15 protein-coding genes are annotated in these 17,297 nt (G+C 70.2%); 10 read left to right on the forward strand and 5 right to left on the reverse strand.

Going from position 1 to position 17,297, the window contains the following annotated elements:
* Window positions 1–62: 62 nt before the first annotated feature.
* A complete protein-coding gene (locus ACQ0O7_RS00685; RefSeq protein WP_430779725.1) occupies window positions 63–1,010 on the reverse strand; it encodes a hypothetical protein in 948 nt (315 codons plus the stop codon).
* Window positions 1,010–2,302, reverse strand: coding sequence for an adenylosuccinate synthase (locus ACQ0O7_RS00690; RefSeq protein WP_430779726.1), 1,293 nt, complete (start codon window positions 2,300–2,302; stop codon window positions 1,010–1,012). The genes ACQ0O7_RS00685 and ACQ0O7_RS00690 overlap by 1 nt, the downstream gene beginning before the upstream one ends.
* A 92-nt stretch (window positions 2,303–2,394) precedes the next feature.
* Between ACQ0O7_RS00690 and purD the strand changes: the two genes are divergently transcribed.
* Window positions 2,395–3,636: a phosphoribosylamine--glycine ligase gene (purD, locus tag ACQ0O7_RS00695; protein ID WP_430779727.1), complete on the forward strand. Its 1,242-nt coding sequence runs from the start codon at window positions 2,395–2,397 to the stop codon at window positions 3,634–3,636.
* Between the two features lie 121 nt (window positions 3,637–3,757).
* On the opposite strand, the gene ACQ0O7_RS00700 is transcribed toward purD, so the two are convergent.
* Window positions 3,758–4,210 (reverse strand): SCP2 sterol-binding domain-containing protein, encoded by a 453-nt coding sequence (locus ACQ0O7_RS00700; RefSeq protein WP_430779728.1) that lies wholly within the window; start codon window positions 4,208–4,210, stop codon window positions 3,758–3,760.
* A gap of 122 nt (window positions 4,211–4,332) precedes the next feature.
* Between ACQ0O7_RS00700 and ACQ0O7_RS00705 the strand changes: the two genes are divergently transcribed.
* Genes ACQ0O7_RS00705 through purB form a run of 3 tightly spaced genes read left to right on the forward strand, consistent with a single transcriptional unit; the run spans window position 4,333 to window position 7,519 of the window.
* Window positions 4,333–4,863, forward strand: a complete 531-nt coding sequence (locus tag ACQ0O7_RS00705; RefSeq protein WP_430779729.1) for an ArsR/SmtB family transcription factor — start codon at window positions 4,333–4,335, stop codon at window positions 4,861–4,863.
* Entirely contained in the window at window positions 4,860–6,101 is a 1,242-nt protein-coding gene (locus ACQ0O7_RS00710) for an MFS transporter (RefSeq protein ID WP_430779730.1), read from the forward strand. Before ACQ0O7_RS00705 ends, ACQ0O7_RS00710 begins: the two co-directional genes overlap by 4 nt.
* Window positions 6,098–7,519, forward strand: coding sequence for an adenylosuccinate lyase (gene purB, locus ACQ0O7_RS00715; RefSeq protein ID WP_430779731.1), 1,422 nt, complete (start codon window positions 6,098–6,100; stop codon window positions 7,517–7,519). The genes ACQ0O7_RS00710 and purB overlap by 4 nt, the downstream gene beginning before the upstream one ends.
* 108 nt (window positions 7,520–7,627) lie before the next feature.
* Here purB and ACQ0O7_RS00720 read toward each other — a convergent pair whose 3' ends face one another.
* Window positions 7,628–8,305 carry a S1 family peptidase gene (locus ACQ0O7_RS00720; protein WP_430779732.1) on the reverse strand — a complete coding sequence of 226 codons (678 nt, stop codon included), beginning with the start codon at window positions 8,303–8,305 and terminating at the stop codon, window positions 7,628–7,630.
* A 258-nt stretch (window positions 8,306–8,563) separates the two neighbouring features.
* On the opposite strand from ACQ0O7_RS00720, the gene purS reads away from it, so the two are divergent.
* From purS to purL, 3 genes are read left to right on the forward strand one after another with little or no spacing between them, the layout of a single operon-like run.
* Complete coding sequence (purS, locus tag ACQ0O7_RS00725) at window positions 8,564–8,818, forward strand: phosphoribosylformylglycinamidine synthase subunit PurS (RefSeq protein WP_109601077.1); 255 nt, start codon at window positions 8,564–8,566, stop codon at window positions 8,816–8,818.
* Complete coding sequence (gene purQ, locus ACQ0O7_RS00730) at window positions 8,815–9,516, forward strand: phosphoribosylformylglycinamidine synthase subunit PurQ (protein ID WP_430779762.1); 702 nt, start codon at window positions 8,815–8,817, stop codon at window positions 9,514–9,516. The genes purS and purQ overlap by 4 nt, the downstream gene beginning before the upstream one ends.
* 41 nt (window positions 9,517–9,557) lie before the next feature.
* Window positions 9,558–11,993 carry a phosphoribosylformylglycinamidine synthase subunit PurL gene (gene purL, locus ACQ0O7_RS00735; RefSeq protein ID WP_430779763.1) on the forward strand — a complete coding sequence of 812 codons (2,436 nt, stop codon included), beginning with the start codon at window positions 9,558–9,560 and terminating at the stop codon, window positions 11,991–11,993.
* Window positions 11,994–12,056: 63 nt separating this feature from the next.
* On the opposite strand, the gene ACQ0O7_RS00740 is transcribed toward purL, so the two are convergent.
* Entirely contained in the window at window positions 12,057–13,868 is a 1,812-nt protein-coding gene (locus ACQ0O7_RS00740; protein ID WP_430779733.1) for a carboxypeptidase regulatory-like domain-containing protein, read from the reverse strand.
* A gap of 155 nt (window positions 13,869–14,023) precedes the next feature.
* Between ACQ0O7_RS00740 and ACQ0O7_RS00745 the strand changes: the two genes are divergently transcribed.
* From ACQ0O7_RS00745 to purM, 3 genes are all read left to right on the forward strand, one after another.
* A complete protein-coding gene (locus tag ACQ0O7_RS00745) occupies window positions 14,024–14,395 on the forward strand; it encodes a sterol carrier family protein (protein ID WP_430779734.1) in 372 nt (123 codons plus the stop codon).
* A 101-nt stretch (window positions 14,396–14,496) separates the two neighbouring features.
* Window positions 14,497–16,089, forward strand: a complete 1,593-nt coding sequence (gene purF, locus ACQ0O7_RS00750; protein WP_430779735.1) for an amidophosphoribosyltransferase — start codon at window positions 14,497–14,499, stop codon at window positions 16,087–16,089.
* Between the two features lie 34 nt (window positions 16,090–16,123).
* Window positions 16,124–17,275, forward strand: a complete 1,152-nt coding sequence (gene purM / locus ACQ0O7_RS00755; protein WP_430779736.1) for a phosphoribosylformylglycinamidine cyclo-ligase — start codon at window positions 16,124–16,126, stop codon at window positions 17,273–17,275.
* The last annotated feature ends 22 nt before the right edge of the window (window positions 17,276–17,297 follow it).

Below are 17,297 nucleotides of genomic sequence, written 5' to 3' on the forward strand. Positions count from 1 at the left end.
CCGGGCCCGCGCGACGGGCACGGGACCAGGTGGGGATGACCCGTCCAAGAGTTGCACGGGTTTCAGCCCGCGTACACCGCCCAGGCACCGGCCTCGGTCCACCAGGATCGCTTGCGGCTCGTCGATCCCGCCACCCCGTCGTCGAGGAACTGGATCTCACCCTCGCGCGGCAGCACCGACACCGCACGGCCCCGGGCCCGGCGCACTTCGACGCGGACCTTCGTGCCCCGGAACCGCTGCTTGATCACGGTGGGGACGGCCACCGACACCTCGACCCGGCCGTCGGTGGGGTCGCCGTCACTGAGCAGGCGCAGGCCGTCGAACTCGGCGTATCCACCGGCGTTGCCGATCACGCAGGCCAGCACCGGCTCCTCGCCGTCGGTGAGCACGGTGTCGTCCACCTCGACCCGGCCGCGCCACGGCACCGCCCGGCCGTCGTCGTCGGAGCCGCCGAGCAGCGCGCCGTCCAGGGTGACCGAGCCGCCGTCGTTGCGCAGCAGGTCGAGCCGGCGGACTGTGCCGTTCATCACGGCCGAGGCGACCCCGGTCGGGGTCCGGGGCAGGCCGAGCTGGGCCGCGATGTCCTCGGTGTTGGTGGGGTCGAGCGGCAGGATCGCCACCGGCGGCAGGTCCGGCACGGTGCGGGTGCGGGCCAGGTCGTCGGGGCGTTTGCTGGGCGGCGGGGCGTACCGCCGGACCAGCCGGCGCATCACCGCGCGCAGCTGGCCGTCGGTGACCGTCGCCACCACCAGGCGCATGGTGCTGTCCGGGTCCGGCCAGGTCAGGCCGTCCGGGCGGGCCGGGCCGTCGAACCGGGCCAGGACCGCGTCGATCTCCTGGTCCGACCCGGCCAGCACGGTCTCCACCCGGGCGCCGGCCTCGCGGAGCGCGTCCGCACAGGCCAGCACCGGGGTGCGTGGGGTGGCACAGGCCGACTGGCAACCACCGCAGCCGGCGCCGCAGCCGTCACCGGATCCTTCGGCCAGACTCAGGAGAACGACGTCGAACATCACACGCCGCCGAGCACCGAGTGCCGCTCGATGACCGCCTCGCGGCCGGGGCCGACGCCGACGATGGAGATCCGGGCGCCGATCCGGGCCTCGACGAACTCGACGAAGTCCTGCGCCTGCTGGGGCAGGTCCTCGAACTTGCGGCAGCCGGAGATGTCCTGCTTCCAGCCGGGCAGCGTCTCGTAGACCGGGGTGGCGTGGTGGAAGTCGGTCTGGTTGACCGGCATCTCGTCGTAGCGGACGCCGTTCACCTCGTACGCCACACAGACCGGGATCTCGTCCAGCCCGTCGTAGTTGTCCAGCTTGGTCATGGCGAAGTCGGTGACGCCGTTGATCCGCTGCGCGTACCGGCCGATCACCAGATCCAGCCAGCCGATCCGGCGCGGGCGGCCGGTGGTGGTGCCGTACTCGTGGCCGACCTCGCGCAGGTAGTCGCCGAACTTGTCGTGCAGCTCGGTCGGGAACGGGCCCTCACCGACCCGGGTGGTGAACGCCTTCAGCACGGCGACCACCCGGTCGATCCGGGTCGGCGGGATGCCGGAGCCGGTGCAGGCGCCGCCGGCGGTCGCGTTCGAGCTGGTCACGAACGGGTAGGTGCCGTGGTCCACGTCGAGCAGGGTGGCCTGGCCGGCCTCACACAGCACGACCTTGCCGCCGTCGATCGCCTGGGACAGCTCCAGGGCGGTGTCCGCGACGTACGGCCGGAGCCGGTCGACGTAGGAGAGCAGCTCCTGCACGACCTCCTCGCCCTTGACCGCGCTGCGGTTGTAGATCTTCGACAGGATCTGGTTCTTGTGGGCGAGTGCCGCGGTGACCTTCTGCCGCAGGATCGACTCGTCGAAGAGGTCCTGGACGCGGATGCCGATCCGGTTCATCTTGTCGGCGTAGGTCGGGCCGATGCCCCGGCCGGTGGTGCCGATCCGGCGGGCGCCGAGGAAGCGCTCGCTGACCTTGTCGAGGGACCTGTTGTACGAGGCGATGACGTGCGCGTTGGCGCTGATCCGCAGACGCGAGGTGTCGATGCCGCGGGCCTCCAGGCCGTCGATCTCCTGGAACAGCACGTTCAGGTCGACGACGACACCGTTGCCGATCACCGGGACGACCCCCGGGGAGAGGATCCCGCTCGGGAGGAGGTGGAGTGCGTACTTCTCGCCGTCGATGACGACGGTGTGGCCCGCGTTGTTGCCACCGTTGAACTTGACCACGTAGTCCAGCCGGTCACCCAGCAGATCCGTGGCTTTTCCCTTGCCCTCGTCGCCCCATTGGGCGCCGACCAACACGATCACCGGCACTTTTAGATATGCCTTTCCCCAAGGTCGTACCGCGGAGGACCCCGGGTACTGCCGAAGTTTACGCGACGGTGACGCAGGTAGGATGGGCCGTCGTGCGCGTACTTCTGATCGGCTCCGGCGGGCGTGAACACGCGCTCGCTGTCGGACTAGCCGCCGACCCGTCCGTCGACTTCCTGGCCGCCGCGCCGGGCAACCCGGGCATCGCCCAGCACGCCGAGCTGCATGAGGTGAAAGCCGTCGATCCAGCGGCGGTCGCCGCGCTCGCCGTCGAGCTGAGCGCCGACCTGGTCGTGATCGGTCCCGAGGCGCCGCTGGTGGCCGGGGTCGCCGACGCGGTCCGGGCCAAGGGGATCGCCTGTTTCGGGCCGTCCGCCGCGGCCGCCCGGCTGGAGGGCTCGAAGGCGTTCGCGAACGAGGTGATGGCCGCCGCCGGGGTGCCGACCGCCCGGTCGTTCGCCTGCTCCGACATGGACGCGGTGCGGGCCGCGCTCACCGAGCTGGGCGCTCCCTACGTGGTGAAGAACGACGGCCTGGCCGCCGGCAAGGGCGTGGTCGTCACCGACGATCTGGACGAGGCCCTGATCCACGCCGAGGCGTGCGGTTCGGTGGTCATCGAGGAGTTCCTGCCCGGCCCCGAGGTCTCGCTGTTCGTGGTCACCGACGGCACCGCGGTCGCCCCGCTGATGCCGGCCCAGGACTTCAAGCGGCTGCTCGACGGCGACGAGGGGCCGAACACCGGCGGCATGGGCGCCTACGCCCCGCTGGACTGGGCGCCGGCCGACCTGACCGAGCGGGTGCTGCGGGAGACGGTCGAGCCGACCCTGGCCGAGATGCGTGAGCGGGGCACACCGTTCGCCGGCCTGCTCTACGTCGGGCTCGCGCTGACGCCGGACGGACCGAAGGTGATCGAGTTCAACGCCCGGTTCGGTGACCCGGAGACCCAGGTGGTGCTGGCTCTGCTGGAGACGCCGCTGGCCGGTCTGCTGCACGCCGCCGCCACCGGGACCCTGGCCGGCCACGAGTCGCTGCGCTGGAAGTCCGGCTCGGCGGTCACCGTGGTGGTGGCGAGCCACAACTATCCGGGTACGCCGCGGACCGGTGACGTCATCGAGGGTGCCGAACGGCCCGGGGTGATCCACGCCGGCACTGCCCGCAACGCCGACGGTGACCTGGTCTCGGCCGGTGGCCGGGTGCTCAGCGTGACCGCCGCGGGTGACGACCTGACGGGTGCCCGGGAGGCCGCCTACGCCCTGGTCGAGGGTGTGCGGCTGGCGGGTGCGCAGTACCGGACGGACATCGCGCTGCGCGCGGTGCGGGGCGAGATCACCGTCTGACCACCGGATTCGCCCGGCGGCCGCGTCGACGGCCGTGCCCATCGCCCTGCCTCGCGTGGACGAGGCAGGGCGATTCGCTGCTTCTGTGGGGCCGTCGGGCGTACCGGAAGAAGGGTCTTGATCAGCCCTTGGGGATGTCGAACAGCTTCGGAATGCTGGTGGCGAGCATCACGTCGCCCTTGGTTTTGATCTTGCCGCTCATGAAGAGCATGACCGGGTTGCCGGTCCCGGAGACGATCTTGAGGAACGTCAGCCCGTCCATCGTCATGGCCAGTTTCGGCTCGCGGACCGGGGTGCTGGTGACCGTGCAGGTCTTGTTCTCGATCACCGTCTCGTAGGTGTCGCTGGCGCCCTCCGGGCCGCCGGAGATGATCCAGTGGATCACCGTGGCGGTGTCGCCGGCCCGCTCCGGGCGGAACATCCCGGGCATCCGGTGGAAGATCTCGTCGAGGATCTTGGTACGGCGTTCCGACGCCATGACCTCGGTGATCTTCGCATCCGAGGTGGACTTGACGAGCTGAGTGAACTCCTTCGGTCCGATCGCCGCGAGCGATTCGGGGCTGAAATCAGTCATCAACAGTCCTTTCGGGAATTTACTCGCCGGTAACCCTGACGAGAATGCCGCCTGCCCGTGCAGTGTGCCACTCCCCAATAAGTGTTGGACAGTCGACCCTGCCTGTTCGTAGACTCCCCAACATGCCTTTGGGAGACGATCGGACGGCCTCGCTGCGCGCGATGGCCCACCCGCTCCGGTTGCAGATCATGTCGTTGCTGACCGCCGCCCCGCTGACCGCCGCCGAAGTGGCCCGCGAGCTCGGCGTCACCCACGCCAACGCTAGCTACCACCTGCGCAATCTGCTCTCCGGCGGCCTGATCGTGGTGGCCGGCGAGGAGAAGATCCGCGGGGGAGTGGCCAAGCGCTACCGCTATGACACGCACAGCGAGCCGCCCGGTCCCCGGCCCGACGAGCAGCGCCGGGCCGACTTCGCCACCCTCGCCCACGAGCTGATCCGGCGCAGCGCGCAGGCCCGGTTCGAGGCGGACGCCGGGCTCTACGCCGACGGCGACTTCTGGATCGACCCGGACGTCTGGCTCGGCATCCGCGACCGGATCTCCCAGGCCGTCGACGACCTGCACGACGCCGCCCAGCCACCGCGCACCCCCGGCACCGTGCGCACCAGCACCACGGTGGCGATGTTCCAGCATCGTCCGGAGGTGCCCGAGTGAGGGACGCACTCGCCCCGCTCCGGTTCACGCCCTACCGGTTCCTGCTGGCCGGCCGCACCATCAACGCGCTGGGCAACTCGTTCGCGCCGATCGCCCTCGCCTTCGCCGTCCTCGACCTGACCGGCTCGGCCCGCGACCTGGGCCTGGTCGTCGGCGCCCGGACCCTGGCCAACGTGCTCTTCCTGCTCTTCGGCGGAGTGCTGGCGGACCGGCTGCCCCGGCAGCTGCTGCTGGTCGGGTCCAACACCCTGGCCGCCCTGACCCAGGCCGCGGTCGCCGCCCTGGTGCTCACCGGCGCCGCGACCATCCCGCTGCTCATCGGCCTGTCCGTGCTCAACGGGGTGGCCAGCGCGGTGGCGTTGCCGGCCAGCGGCGCACTGTTGCCGCAGACCGTGCCCGAGCGGATGCGCCTGCCGGCCAACGCCCTCAGCCGGATCAGCCTGAACAGCGCGATGGTCCTCGGCGCCCCGGTCGCCGGGGTGGTGGTCGCGGCCACCAACCCGGGCATCGGCATCGCCGTCGACGCGGCCACCTTCGTCGTCGCCGGGCTCTGCTTCGCCTTCGTCCGGGTCACCGCCCCGCCGGCCAGCCGCTCCCACGTGCTCGCCGACCTGCGGGTCGGCTGGCGAGAGTTCTCGTCACGCACCTGGCTGTGGGTGGTGGTGGCCGGATTCTCCCTGCTCAACGCGGCCTGGACGGGTGGGCTGTTCGTGCTCGGCCCGATAGTGGCCGACGAGACCATCGGCCGGCAGTCGTGGGGGCTGGTGCTGGCCGCCGAGACGGTCGGGATGATCCTCGGCGGGCTGGTCGCCATCCGCCTGCGGCTGCGCCGGCTGCTCTACTTCGGGGTGGCCAGCTGCTTCGGGCTGGCGCTGCCGCTGTTCGTGCTGGGCGCCTACCCGCGGCTCTGGGCGCTGTTCGTGGCGATGTTCCTGACCGGGCTGATGCTCGAACAGTTCGGGATCGCCTGGGAGACCACGATGCAGGAGCACGTGCCCGCCGACCGGCTGGCCCGGGTCTACTCGTACGACATGGTCGGCTCGTTCGCCGCCATCCCGCTCGGGCAGGTCGCCATCGGCCCGATCGCCGAGGTGGTCGGGCTCCGTCCCGCGCTGATCGGGGCCGGTGCGGTCACAGTGATCGCCACCCTGGGCATGCTGGCCAGCCGCGATGTCCGCACCCTGCGTCACCGGCTGCCGGAGGACGAGCCCGGGACCGTGAAAGAATCAGTCCCGTGACCATCCCGAACGTGCTCGCCGCCCGGTACGCCTCCGCAGACCTCGTCAGCCTCTGGTCCCCGGAGGAGAAGATCCGGATGGAGCGCAAGCTCTGGCTCGCGGTCCTCAAAGCCCAGCGTGACCTCGGCGTGGACGTGCCGGCCGGCGCCGTCGAGGCGTACGAGGCGGTCCTCGACCGGGTCGACCTGGAGTCGATCGCCGCCCGTGAGCGCGTCACCCGGCACGACGTGAAGGCCCGCATCGAGGAGTTCAGCGAGCTGGCCGGCTTCGAGCAGATCCACAAGGGGATGACCTCCCGCGACCTCACCGAGAACGTGGAGCAGCTGCAGATCCGCGCCTCGCTGGAGCTGATCCGCGGCCGGGTGGTGGCCGCCCTGGCCCGGCTGACCACGCTCGCCGTCGAGCACTCCGACCTGGTGATGACCGGCCGGTCGCACAACGTGGCGGCGCAGGCGACCACCCTGGGCAAGCGGTTCGCGTCGGCGGCCGAGGAGCTGCTCATCGCGTACGAGCGGCTGGACGAGCTGATCGCCCGCTACCCGCTGCGCGGCATCAAAGGCCCGGTCGGGACGGCCGCCGACCAGCTCGATCTCTTCGACGGGTCCTTCGAGAAGGCCGCTGAGCTGGAACGGAAGGTCGCCGAGCACCTCGGGTTCAACCGGGTGCTGTCCAGCGTCGGCCAGGTCTACCCGCGCTCACTCGACTTCGACGTCGTCTCCGCCCTGGCCCAGATCGTCGCCGGCCCGTCGTCGCTGGCCACCACGATCCGGCTGATGGTCGGCCAGGAGCTGGTCACCGAGGGCTTCAAGCCCGGCCAGGTCGGCTCGTCGGCGATGCCGCACAAGATGAACACGCGCTCGTCGGAGCGGGTCAACGGCCTCGCGGTGATCGTCCGCGGCTACCTGTCGATGGTCGGCGAGCTGGCCGGCGACCAGTGGAACGAGGGGGACGTCTCCTGCTCGGTGGTGCGCCGGGTGGCTCTGCCGGACGCGTTCTTCGCCACCGACGGGCTGTTCCAGACGTTCCTGACGGTGCTTGACGAGTTCGGGGCGTACCCCGCGGTCATCGGCCGTGAGCTGGACCGCTTCCTGCCGTTCCTGGCCACCACCAAGGTGCTCGTCGCCGCGGTGCGTAAGGGCGTCGGCCGGGAGGTCGCCCATGAGGTGATCAAGGAGCACGCTGTCGGGGTGGCGCTGGCCATGCGGGAGAAGGGTGTGGCGGTCAACGACCTCTTCGACCGGCTCGCCGGCGACGAGCGTCTCCAGCTGTCCCGGGCCGAGATCGACACCCTGGTCGCGGACCGTGCCGCCTTCGTGGGCGCGGCGCCGGCGCAGGTGCGCGCGGTCGCCGACCGGGTGGCCGAGATCGTCGCCCGGCACCCGTCGGCGGCCGCATACGCCCCCGCCCCGATCCTCTGAGTGCCGCGTAGCGGCGCGTTCCGCGCCGGAGTGCGGCACGGTGTGGCCGTGCCGTTCTCGCGTGGTGATTTGGGGCGCGGAGCGCACCCCAAATCACCACGCTGAACGTCAGACCCCGGCGACCGAGGTGATCCACGCCCGGTTGTAGGCCACGCTGCCGTAGTACTGGCGGCTCGTGCCGTCCGCCGTCGACGCGACACCTACCTGAGCGCCGTTGTAGACCTGCGGGCCGCCCGAGTCGCCACGCCACGCGTTGCCGTTGATCCGGGTGCTGCCGATGGCCCGGCCGCCGTACGCGTCGGTCTGGTTGGTCGAGGTGACCTGCACGGTGGCGGTCTTCAGGGTGGGCGACGCCCCGCAGCCGGAGTAGCAGGTCCGGCCCCAGCCGTAGATGCTGTTGGTCGACCCGACCGGCGGGTACGCGCTGGACAGCGGCATGTAGCTGGTGCTGACCGAGCTGCTCAGGCGCAGCAGGGCCAGGTCGTACCGGGAGGACGAGGACGCGACGGTACGGGTGACGCCGCCCGAACCGTAGGTGACGCTGCCGACCCGTACCGACATGGTGCCGCTGACGCAGTGACGCGCGGTGAGCACGTAGTTCGCCGAGATGATCGTCCCGGAGCAGGTGAAGCTGCCGTTGCTGAAGACCGCGGCGGCCCACGGCGCGGAGGAGACGGTGCTGCCCCCGATGATGAACGGGGTGACGGGGTCGGCGGCCTGGGCCGCGCTCGGTGCGACCAGGGCCGCGATGGTGCCGGCGACGGCTGCCAGGAGTCGAATGCGCACGTCGAGATTCCTTTCAGGGGATCGGGTCGACGGGGCGCGCGCGCTGTGGTGAATCGAATTCGATGGATCGAACCTAAGGCATCGTTCACACCGGGCCAACAGTTCAATTGACCTATATCACTGAGTGATGGTCCTGGGGCGGGAGTGCACGCCCTGCTCAATGCTTGTCGGGTCGGGCTGCCGACACCGGCCCCCGGCCCTGGCGTGAGTTACACCGGGTAGGCTTCGCCTGCTTACACCTATCAGTCAGGAGTGCCCGTGGCTCGCGTCGTGGTCGACGTCATGCTCAAGCCGGAGATCCTGGACCCGCAGGGTCAAGCGGTGGCGAACGCGCTGCCCCGGCTCGGCGTCACCGATGTCTCTTCTGTCCGCATCGGTCGTCGGATCGAGATCGATTTCACCGGGGAACCCGACCTTGACCGGGCTCGGGAGATCGCCGACAAGCTGCTCGCCAACCCGGTGATCGAGGACTTCGAGATCCGCGTCGAGTCCGCCTCGGCGGAGGTCGCCTGACCATGCGGATCGGTGTGGTCACCTTCCCGGGTTCGCTCGACGACGGGGACGCCGCCCGCGCCGCCCGGATCGCCGGAGCCGAGGCGGTCCGCCTCTGGCACGGCGACCCGGACCTGCACGGGGTCGACGCCGTCGTCCTGCCCGGTGGTTTCTCGTACGGCGATTATCTGCGCTGCGGCGCGATCGCCCGGTTCGCCCCCGTGATGGAGTCGATCATCGACGCCGCGCGGGGCGGCCTGCCCGTGCTGGGCATCTGCAACGGTTTCCAGGTCCTGTGCGAGGCGCACCTGCTGCCCGGCGCGCTGACCCGCAACCAGCACCTCCACTTCCGCAACCGTGACCAGTGGCTGAAGGTCGAGGCGACGAACACCGCCTGGACCAACGGGTTCACCCCGGGTCAGGAGATCCTGATCCCGGTGAAGAACGGCGAGGGCTGTTTCGTCGCCGACCCGAAGACGCTGGACGCGCTGGAGGCCGAGGGCCGGGTCATCGCCCGCTACATCAAGGGCAACCCGAACGGTTCGCAGCGCGACATCGCCGGCATCACCAACGAGGCCGGCAACGTGGTCGGCATCATGCCTCACCCGGAACACGCCGTGGAGGCGCTGACCGGCCCGTCCCTGGACGGCCTCGGCTTCTTCACCTCCGTCCTGCGCAGTCTGGCGAAGGACGGTCAGCTCGCAGGGGGACAACAGTGACGACGCAGCAGGAGAAGTCCAGTGGCTTCGCTGCGACCGACGTGCTCGCCACCGGCTCCGACGAGCCGGACACCGTGGAGCGGGCGGAGAAGTCTCCGGACGAGTTGCAGCCCTTCGCCGAGTTGGGCCTGAAGGACGACGAGTACGCCAAGATCCGGGAGATCCTGGGCCGCCGGCCGACCGCGTCCGAACTGGCGATGTATTCGATCATGTGGAGCGAGCACTGCTCCTACAAGTCGAGCAAGGTGCATCTCAAGCAGTTCAGTGAGAAGGCCCCGAAGAACACCCGGATGCTGGCCGGTATCGGCGAGAACGCCGGTGTGGTGCAGATCTCCGACAAGATCGCGGTCACCTTCAAGGTCGAGTCGCACAACCACCCCAGCTACGTCGAGCCCTACCAGGGTGCGGCGACCGGTGTCGGCGGCATCGTCCGCGACATCCTGGCGATGGGCGCCCGGCCGATCGCGGTGATGGACCCGCTGCGCTTCGGTGCGCACGACCACCCGGACACCGCGCGGGTGCTGCCCGGCGTGGTGGCCGGCATCGGCGGCTACGGCAACTGCCTGGGCCTGCCCAACATCGGCGGCGAGATCGTCTTCGACCCGTGTTACCAGGGCAACCCGCTGGTCAACGCGCTCAGCATCGGCGTCCTGCCGGTCGAGCGCCTCCAGAAGAAGGAGGCCACCGGCACCGGCAACATCGTCGTGCTGCTCGGTGCGCGGACCGGCCGGGACGGCATCGGCGGTGTCTCCGTGCTGGCGTCGGCGACCTTCGACGAGGAGGCCGAGCAGCGCCGCCCGTCGGTGCAGGTCGGCGACCCGTTCATGGAGAAACTGCTGATCGAGAGCTGCCTGGAGCTGTACGACGCCGGTCTGGTCTCCGGCATCCAGGACCTCGGTGGCGCCGGCCTCACCTGCGCGCTCACCGAGACCGCCGCCGCGGCGGGCACCGGCATGCGGGTCTGGCTGGAGCGGGTTCCGCTGCGCGAGGCCTCGATGTCGCCGACCGAGATCCTGGCCAGCGAGTCGCAGGAGCGGATGCTCCTGATCGTCACGCCGGAGAACCTGGACGAGGTGCTCAAGGTCGCCGAGAAGTGGGGCGTCTGGGCCACCGCGATCGGCGAGGTGACCGCGGCCGCCGAGGACGGCACCCCCGGCCGTCTGCTGATCACCTGGAACGACCACGTCGTGGTGGACGTGCCGCCCGGCTCGCTCGCCGACGACGGCCCGGTCTACAACCGGCCGTTCCGGGAGCCGAACGACGTCATGCTGCTGCAGGCCGACCGGGCCGAGACCCTGCCCCGGCCCAGCACCGGCGACGAGCTGCGGGAGACCCTGCTGCGGATGGCCGGCTCGCCGAACCTGTGCGACAAGACCTGGGTGACCGAGCAGTACGACCGGTACGTGCTCGGCAACACGGTGCTGGCCCAGCCGGAGGACTCCGGTGTGCTCCGGATCGACGAGGAGACCGGCCTGGGTGTGGCGCTCTCGGTCGACGGCAACGGACGGTTCGCCCGTCTCGACCCGTACGAGGGTGCCAAGCTCGCGCTCGCCGAGTCGTACCGCAACGTCGCCGTCACCGGTGCCGAGCCGATCGCGGTGACCGACTGCCTCAACTTCGGTTCCCCCGAGGACCCGACGGTCATGTGGCAGTTCTCCGAGGCCTGTAAGGCTCTCGCCGACGGCTGCCTGGAGCTGGGCACCCCGGTCACCGGTGGCAACGTCAGCTTCTACAACCAGACCGGCGCCGCGGCGATCCACCCCACCCCGGTGGTCGGCGTGCTCGGCATCTTCGACGATGTGGCCCGCCGCATCCCGATGGGCTTCCCGAAGCCCGCGAAGCCGGCCGGTGACCTGCTCTTCCTGCTCGGTGAGACCCGCGTGGAGCTCTCCGGTTCGGAGTGGGCCTGGGTGACCCACAACCACCTCGGTGGCCGGCCGCCGAAGGTCGACCTGGCCGCTGAGCAGGCGCTCGGCAAGGTGATGGCGCAGGCCTCCAAGTCGGGTCTGGTCAGTGCCGCGCACGACCTGTCCGACGGTGGTCTGGCCCAGGTGCTGGTGGAGAGCACGCTGCGCCACGAGGTGGGCGCGAAGGTGACCCTCCCGGAGGACGGCAACTCGGCCTTCGTGCACCTGTTCAGCGAGTCCGCGGGTCGTGCCGTGGTCGTCGTGCCCCGTGGCCACGACAAGGCGTTCCTGGCCCTGGCGGCCGAGCACGGCGTGCCGGTCACCCCGATCGGGGTCACCACCGAGGAGTCGGTGCTGCAGGTCGAGGGCCAGTTCAGCATCCCGCTGGACGAGGTGCGCACGGCCTGGTCGTCGACCCTGCGTGACCTCTTCGGCGGGACCGCCGAGCTGGTCAACCGGAACGCCGAGGCCGAGTCGGCCGCCGAGCCGGTGACCACCGAGAAGGTCCAGTCGATCACGCTGGAGCTGAACCCGCAGACCCCTGGCGGCCCCATCACGCCGCAGGACTGACGCATACGAGAAGGGCCCCCGCTCGATGTGAGCGGGGGCCCTTCTCGTTGTCGGTGCTCGCGGTCAGCCGTTCCAGTTGCGGTTCTGGCCGTTGTTGCCGTACGACCCACCACGCTGGTCGTAGCCCTGCTGGTCGTCGTCCCAGCCGCCGCCCTGCTGCTGCGGCGGGCGCTGCTGGCCGTAGCCGCCCTGACCCTGCTGCTGGCCGTTGTTGTCCCAGTCGCCCTGGTCGTAGCCCTGCTGCTGACCGTTGTCCCAGCCGCCCTGTTGGTGGCCCTGGTCCCAGCCGCCCTGGTCGTAGCCCTGCTGCTGGCCGTAACCCGGCTGGCCGTAACCCTGCTGGTCGTAGCCGCCCTGCTCGTAGCCACCGTTGCCGTACCCGCCGTTGCCCTGCTCGGGCTGGTACATGCCGGTGGCCTCGTCGTAACGCTGCTGCTGGTGCGGGACCTGCGGCTGCTCCGGCTGGTACATGTTCGTACCCTCGTCGTAGCGCTGGGTGCCCCCACCGCTGTAGCCGCCCTGAGCGCCGCCGTAGCCGCCGCCACCCTGCTGGCCGTAGGGCTGGGTGCCTCCGGCGTAGTTGTCGTCGCCGTAGCCGTTCCCGGCGGGCTGGTTGCCCCACTGATCGTTCTGGCCGACGAAGCCGCCGTTGGCCGGGAGCGGAGCCCCGTACGGATCCGGGAACTCGTCCTCGGCCGGCCGGTGGATCACCGTGGGCGCGTCGCCCAGGCTGCCGCCACCGCCCATGCCGCCACCCATGCCGGCCGCCGGGGCGATCATCGTGGCGTCGTTGCCGCGGCCGCCGCCGACCGGCGCGGCCACCCGGGTCTGGTCGAAACCGCCACCGGCACCGCCGCCACCGCCGCCCGGGACGACCGGGGTCATGCCGGTGTTCGAGCCGTCGCCCGGCTTGGCGTTCTTGCGGCGCAGCCAGACCAGCACCATCGCGCCGATGCCGGCCGCGACGAGCAGGACGCCCATGATGATGAGCAGCCAGTTGCTGCCCTCGTCCTCGGAGTTGCTGGCCGCCTCGTTGGTGTCCGGGAGGTTGACCCCGGTCTCCTCGTCGGTCGGCTCCTCCTCGGTCTCCTCCTCGGTCGCCGACGGGCTGGCCGAGGCGCTCGCGGAGGCGGACGCCGAGGGGCTCGGGGCGACGACCTTCTTGATCGTGAGGGGGACGTTCACGGTCTGGCCCACGCCGCCCTGGACCTGCGCCGACGCGGACTCGTAGCCGTCCTTGGCCGCGGCGATCCTGATGCTGCCGGCCGCGATCGGGTTGGCGTCGGACGACGAGAAGGCGTAGCCGCCACTGCCGTTGGTCGAGGTGTTGAACTGCTTGCCGGCGCTGTCGCGCATCACGACCCGGACGCCGGAGACGCCGTCGCCGCCGTCGTCCTTGACCCGCCCGGAGACCTGCCGCACGTTGGTCGGCGCGTCCGGTCCCTTCACGGTGATGGTCGTCGACTTCGAGTCGGTCGCCGGCTCGCCCGCGGCGTTCTTGCCCTGGGCGGCGATCGTGATGGTCACCTGCCGGGACTGGCCGGCGGCCACGGTCGGCATGGTGACGGACGAGTCGAACCCCTGCGGGTTGGTGATCGACTGGCTCGGTGTGCAGTTGCTGCTGCACGAACCACCGTTGTTCGCGGAGACCTCGATCTCGATGAGGTTGTCTCCGTCAGCAGGGGCCTCCCCCTGGTTACTAACGGTGTAGCTAATGGTTACAGTAGAGCCGGACGCGACATTTCTCTCCGACACCCTGTTGATCTGCACTCCTGGAGCCGCCAGAGCAGCTGCTGGATTGATTGCCACCAACCCGGCCACCAGTGCCAGGAACGCACCGGCCTGGGCCGTCCGGGCACGTAGGTGCGTTGTCACGTCCACCGCCTTCCGGTCGCGCGGTCCCCGGTTCCTTCGATGTCCGGTGGATCCCGCGACGTGTACACCAGTCGGCAACTATGCCTTGTCGCACGTCACTCGCGCGACCCAGGGCGGTGTGCCGTTCTTTGTGGAGCAGGTCGTATCGTCCCGCTATGTCTCCTGCGCACAATAAATCCGAGTCGGTCGCCGAGGCGTTGGACGCGCTCGACACGGGCGCCGAACCCAGTCGTGCGGTACTCCGTGACGCCGTGCGAGCACTGCTGACCGAGTTGTCCCACCGAGCGCCTGGCCGTTCGGTGGAGGTGCGAATTCCACCTTTCGGTGCGATTCAGTGCGTCCCCGGCCCGCGGCACACGAGAGGCACACCGCCCAATGTGGTCGAAACGGATCCGATGACCTGGCTGCTGGTGGCCACCGGCCGCCTGGCGTGGGGCGACGCGGTGCACGACGGCCGGGTTCGGGCCAGCGGAATCCGTACCGATCTCAGCGAGTACCTCCCGCTGACCGGCGATCAGCCCGGGTGACGAGCCAGGTGGCCGTCCCGCGGGCTCGCGTACACTGGGCGGTCGGACGGACCGCCTAGTCAAGGGGTTCGTGCAGACCCCGACATTGAGGGAGCGAACAGGTGCCCCGAGGCGACGGCCTGTTGACCGACGATCTCGACCCCCAGGAGCGCGGCCCCCAGGACGCCTGTGGCGTCTTCGGCGTCTGGGCCCCCGAAGAAGAGGTCGCCAAACTCACCTACTTCGGGCTCTACGCACTGCAGCACCGGGGGCAGGAAGCCGCCGGCATCGCGGTCAGCGACGGCTCCGGCGTAGTGGTCTACAAGGACATCGGCCTGGTTTCCCAGGTGTTCGACGAGCCGACGCTGGCGAGCCTCCGCGGCCACCTCGCGATCGGCCACGCGCGCTACTCCACCACCGGTGGCTCGAACTGGGAGAACGCGCAGCCCACCATCCGTGCCACCCCGGCCGGGACGACCATCGCCCTAGCCCACAACGGCAACCTGGTCAACACGGCCGACCTCGCCAAGGAGGTCGCCGACCGCGGTCTGGAAGTGGGCGACGCCACATCCGACACGGCTCTGGTGACCACGCTGCTCGCCGGCCGCCCCGATCTCTCGGTCGAGGCCGCCGCGCTGGAGCTGCTGCCCACCCTGCGGGGCGCCTTCAGCTTCGTCTTCATGGACGAGCACACCCTCTACGCCGCCCGTGACCCGCAGGGCGTCCGCCCGCTGGTGCTGGGCCGGATGGAGCGCGGCTGGGTGGTCGCCAGCGAGACCGCCGCGCTGGACATCACCGGCGCCAGTTTCGTCCGCGAGGTCGAGCCGGGCGAGATCATCGCGATCGACGAGCACGGCCTGCGGTCCAGCCGCTTCGCGGCCCCCGAGCCCAAGGGCTGCCTCTTCGAGTATGTGTACCTCGCTCGCCCGGACACCACGATCGCCGGGCGCAACATCTACTCGGCCCGGGTCGAGGTCGGCCGCAAGCTGGCCAAGGAGCATCCGGTCGAGGCCGATCTGGTGATCGGTGTGCCGGAGTCCGGCATCCCGGCCGCCATCGGGTACGCCGAGGCCTCCGGCATCCCGTACAGCGCCGGTTTCATGAAGAACGCCTACGTCGGCCGGACCTTCATCCAGCCGTCGCAGACCATCCGCCAGCTCGGCATCCGGCTGAAGCTGAACCCGCTGCGCGAGGTGGTCCGCGGCAAGCGGATCGTGGTGATCGACGACTCGATCGTCCGCGGCAACACCCAGCGGGCCCAGATCCGGATGCTGCGCGAGGCGGGCGCTCTGGAGATCCACGTCCGGATCTCGTCGCCGCCGGTGAAGTGGCCGTGCTTCTACGGCATCGACTTCGCCACCCGGGCCGAGCTGATCGCCAACGGCCTGGAGATCGACGGCATCCGTCGCTCGATCGGCGCCGACAGCCTCGGCTACGTCTCGCTGGACAACCTGGTCCAGGCCACCGAGCAGCCGAAGTCCCGGCTCTGCATGGCCTGTTTCGACGGCGAGTACCCGATCAAGCTCCCGACCGAGGACCTGATCGGGAAGCATGTCCTGGAGGGTGTGGGCCGCCGGGCCTCGATGCCGGGCGCCACCCCTGAGACGGCCACCGCCGCCGTCGCCGACCTCGAGTCGGACTACGACGAAGACCTGTCGGCATCGGAGCCGCTGGTCGGCAGTCCCGGCGGCGCGACCGCGCTGCACCACCCGTGACCTTCAGTTACACAGAACCGCTAAGGGGAGAACCGTGACGCACGTGTCCGAGCGCAGTAGTGCCGGATCGAACGGCGCCGAGGGAGGCGACCGTCAGCCTTGGACGGCCGGCTCAGGACGCGGAGCGCGCAAGCGCTCGGCCACGTACGCGGCCGCGGGTGTCTCCATCGAGGCCGGTGACCGTGCCGTCGAGCTGCTCAAGTCGAAGGTGAAGAAGACCACCCGGCCCGAGGTGATCGGTGACCTGGGCGGCTTCTCCGGCCTGTTCCGGCTGAACACCGCGAAGTACAAGAGCCCGATCCTGGCCTCGTCCACCGACGGTGTCGGCACCAAGCTGGTGATCGCCCAGCAGCTCGACATCCACGACACCATCGGCATCGACCTGGTCGCGATGGTCGTCGACGACCTGGTGGCCTGTGGCGCCGAGCCGCTGTTCCTGCTCGACTACATCGCCTGTGGCGAGGTCGTCCCGGACAAGGTGGCCGAGATCGGCGCCGGTATCGCCGACGGTTGCCGGTACGCCGGCTGCGCCCTGCTCGGTGGCGAGACCGCCGAGCACCCGGGTGTGCTGCGCCCGGACGAGTACGACGTCTCCGCCACCGGCGTGGGTGTGGTCGAGGAGAGCGAGATTCTCGGCAAGGAGCGGGTCGAGCTGGGTGACGCGGTCATCGCGATGCGCTCGTCCGGTCTGCACTCCAACGGTTACTCGCTGGTCCGGCACGTGCTGCTGGGCGCCGGCCGGATGCGCCTGGACACCGTGGTCGACGACTTCGGCACCCAGCGCACCCTGGGCGAGGAGCTGCTCACCCCCACCAAGATCTACGCCAAGGACTGCCTGGGCCTGATCGAGGAGACCGACGTCCGGGCGTTCTCGCACGTCACCGGCGGTGGTATCCCCGGCAACCTGAACCGGGTGCTGCCCGCCAACATGGACGCCGTGGTGGACCGCTCCACCTGGCGCCCGCAGCCGATCTTCGACCTGATCCAGGCCAAGGGCCGGATCGAGGACACGGAGATGGAGGCCACCTTCAACATGGGCGTCGGCATGTTCGCCGTCGTCTCCTCCGATGACGCGGACCGGGCGATGGCCTACCTGACCGGCCGTGGCATCGAGGCCTGGCAGGTCGGCGAGGTCGTCGAGGGCAACGGCGACGTGCAGATGATGGGGTCCTACACACGCGGCTGACCGTCCGCGCATGAAATGATCC

The organism is Actinoplanes sp. G11-F43, from assembly GCF_050589265.1.
In the GTDB taxonomy this organism is placed as follows: Bacteria; Actinomycetota; Actinomycetes; order Mycobacteriales; family Micromonosporaceae; genus Actinoplanes.

Bases quoted from the DNA above. Each gene is read 5' to 3' on its own strand.
- ACQ0O7_RS00685 (WP_430779725.1), bottom strand. From the start codon at position 1,010: ATGTTCGACGTCGTTCTCCTGAGTCTGGCCGAAGGATCCGGTGACGGC.
- ACQ0O7_RS00700 (WP_430779728.1), bottom strand. From the start codon at position 4,210: ATGACTGATTTCAGCCCCGAATCGCTCGCGGCGATCGGACCGAAGGAG.
- ACQ0O7_RS00705 (WP_430779729.1), top strand. From the start codon at position 4,333: ATGCCTTTGGGAGACGATCGGACGGCCTCGCTGCGCGCGATGGCCCAC.
- ACQ0O7_RS00745 (WP_430779734.1), top strand. From the start codon at position 14,024: ATGTCTCCTGCGCACAATAAATCCGAGTCGGTCGCCGAGGCGTTGGAC.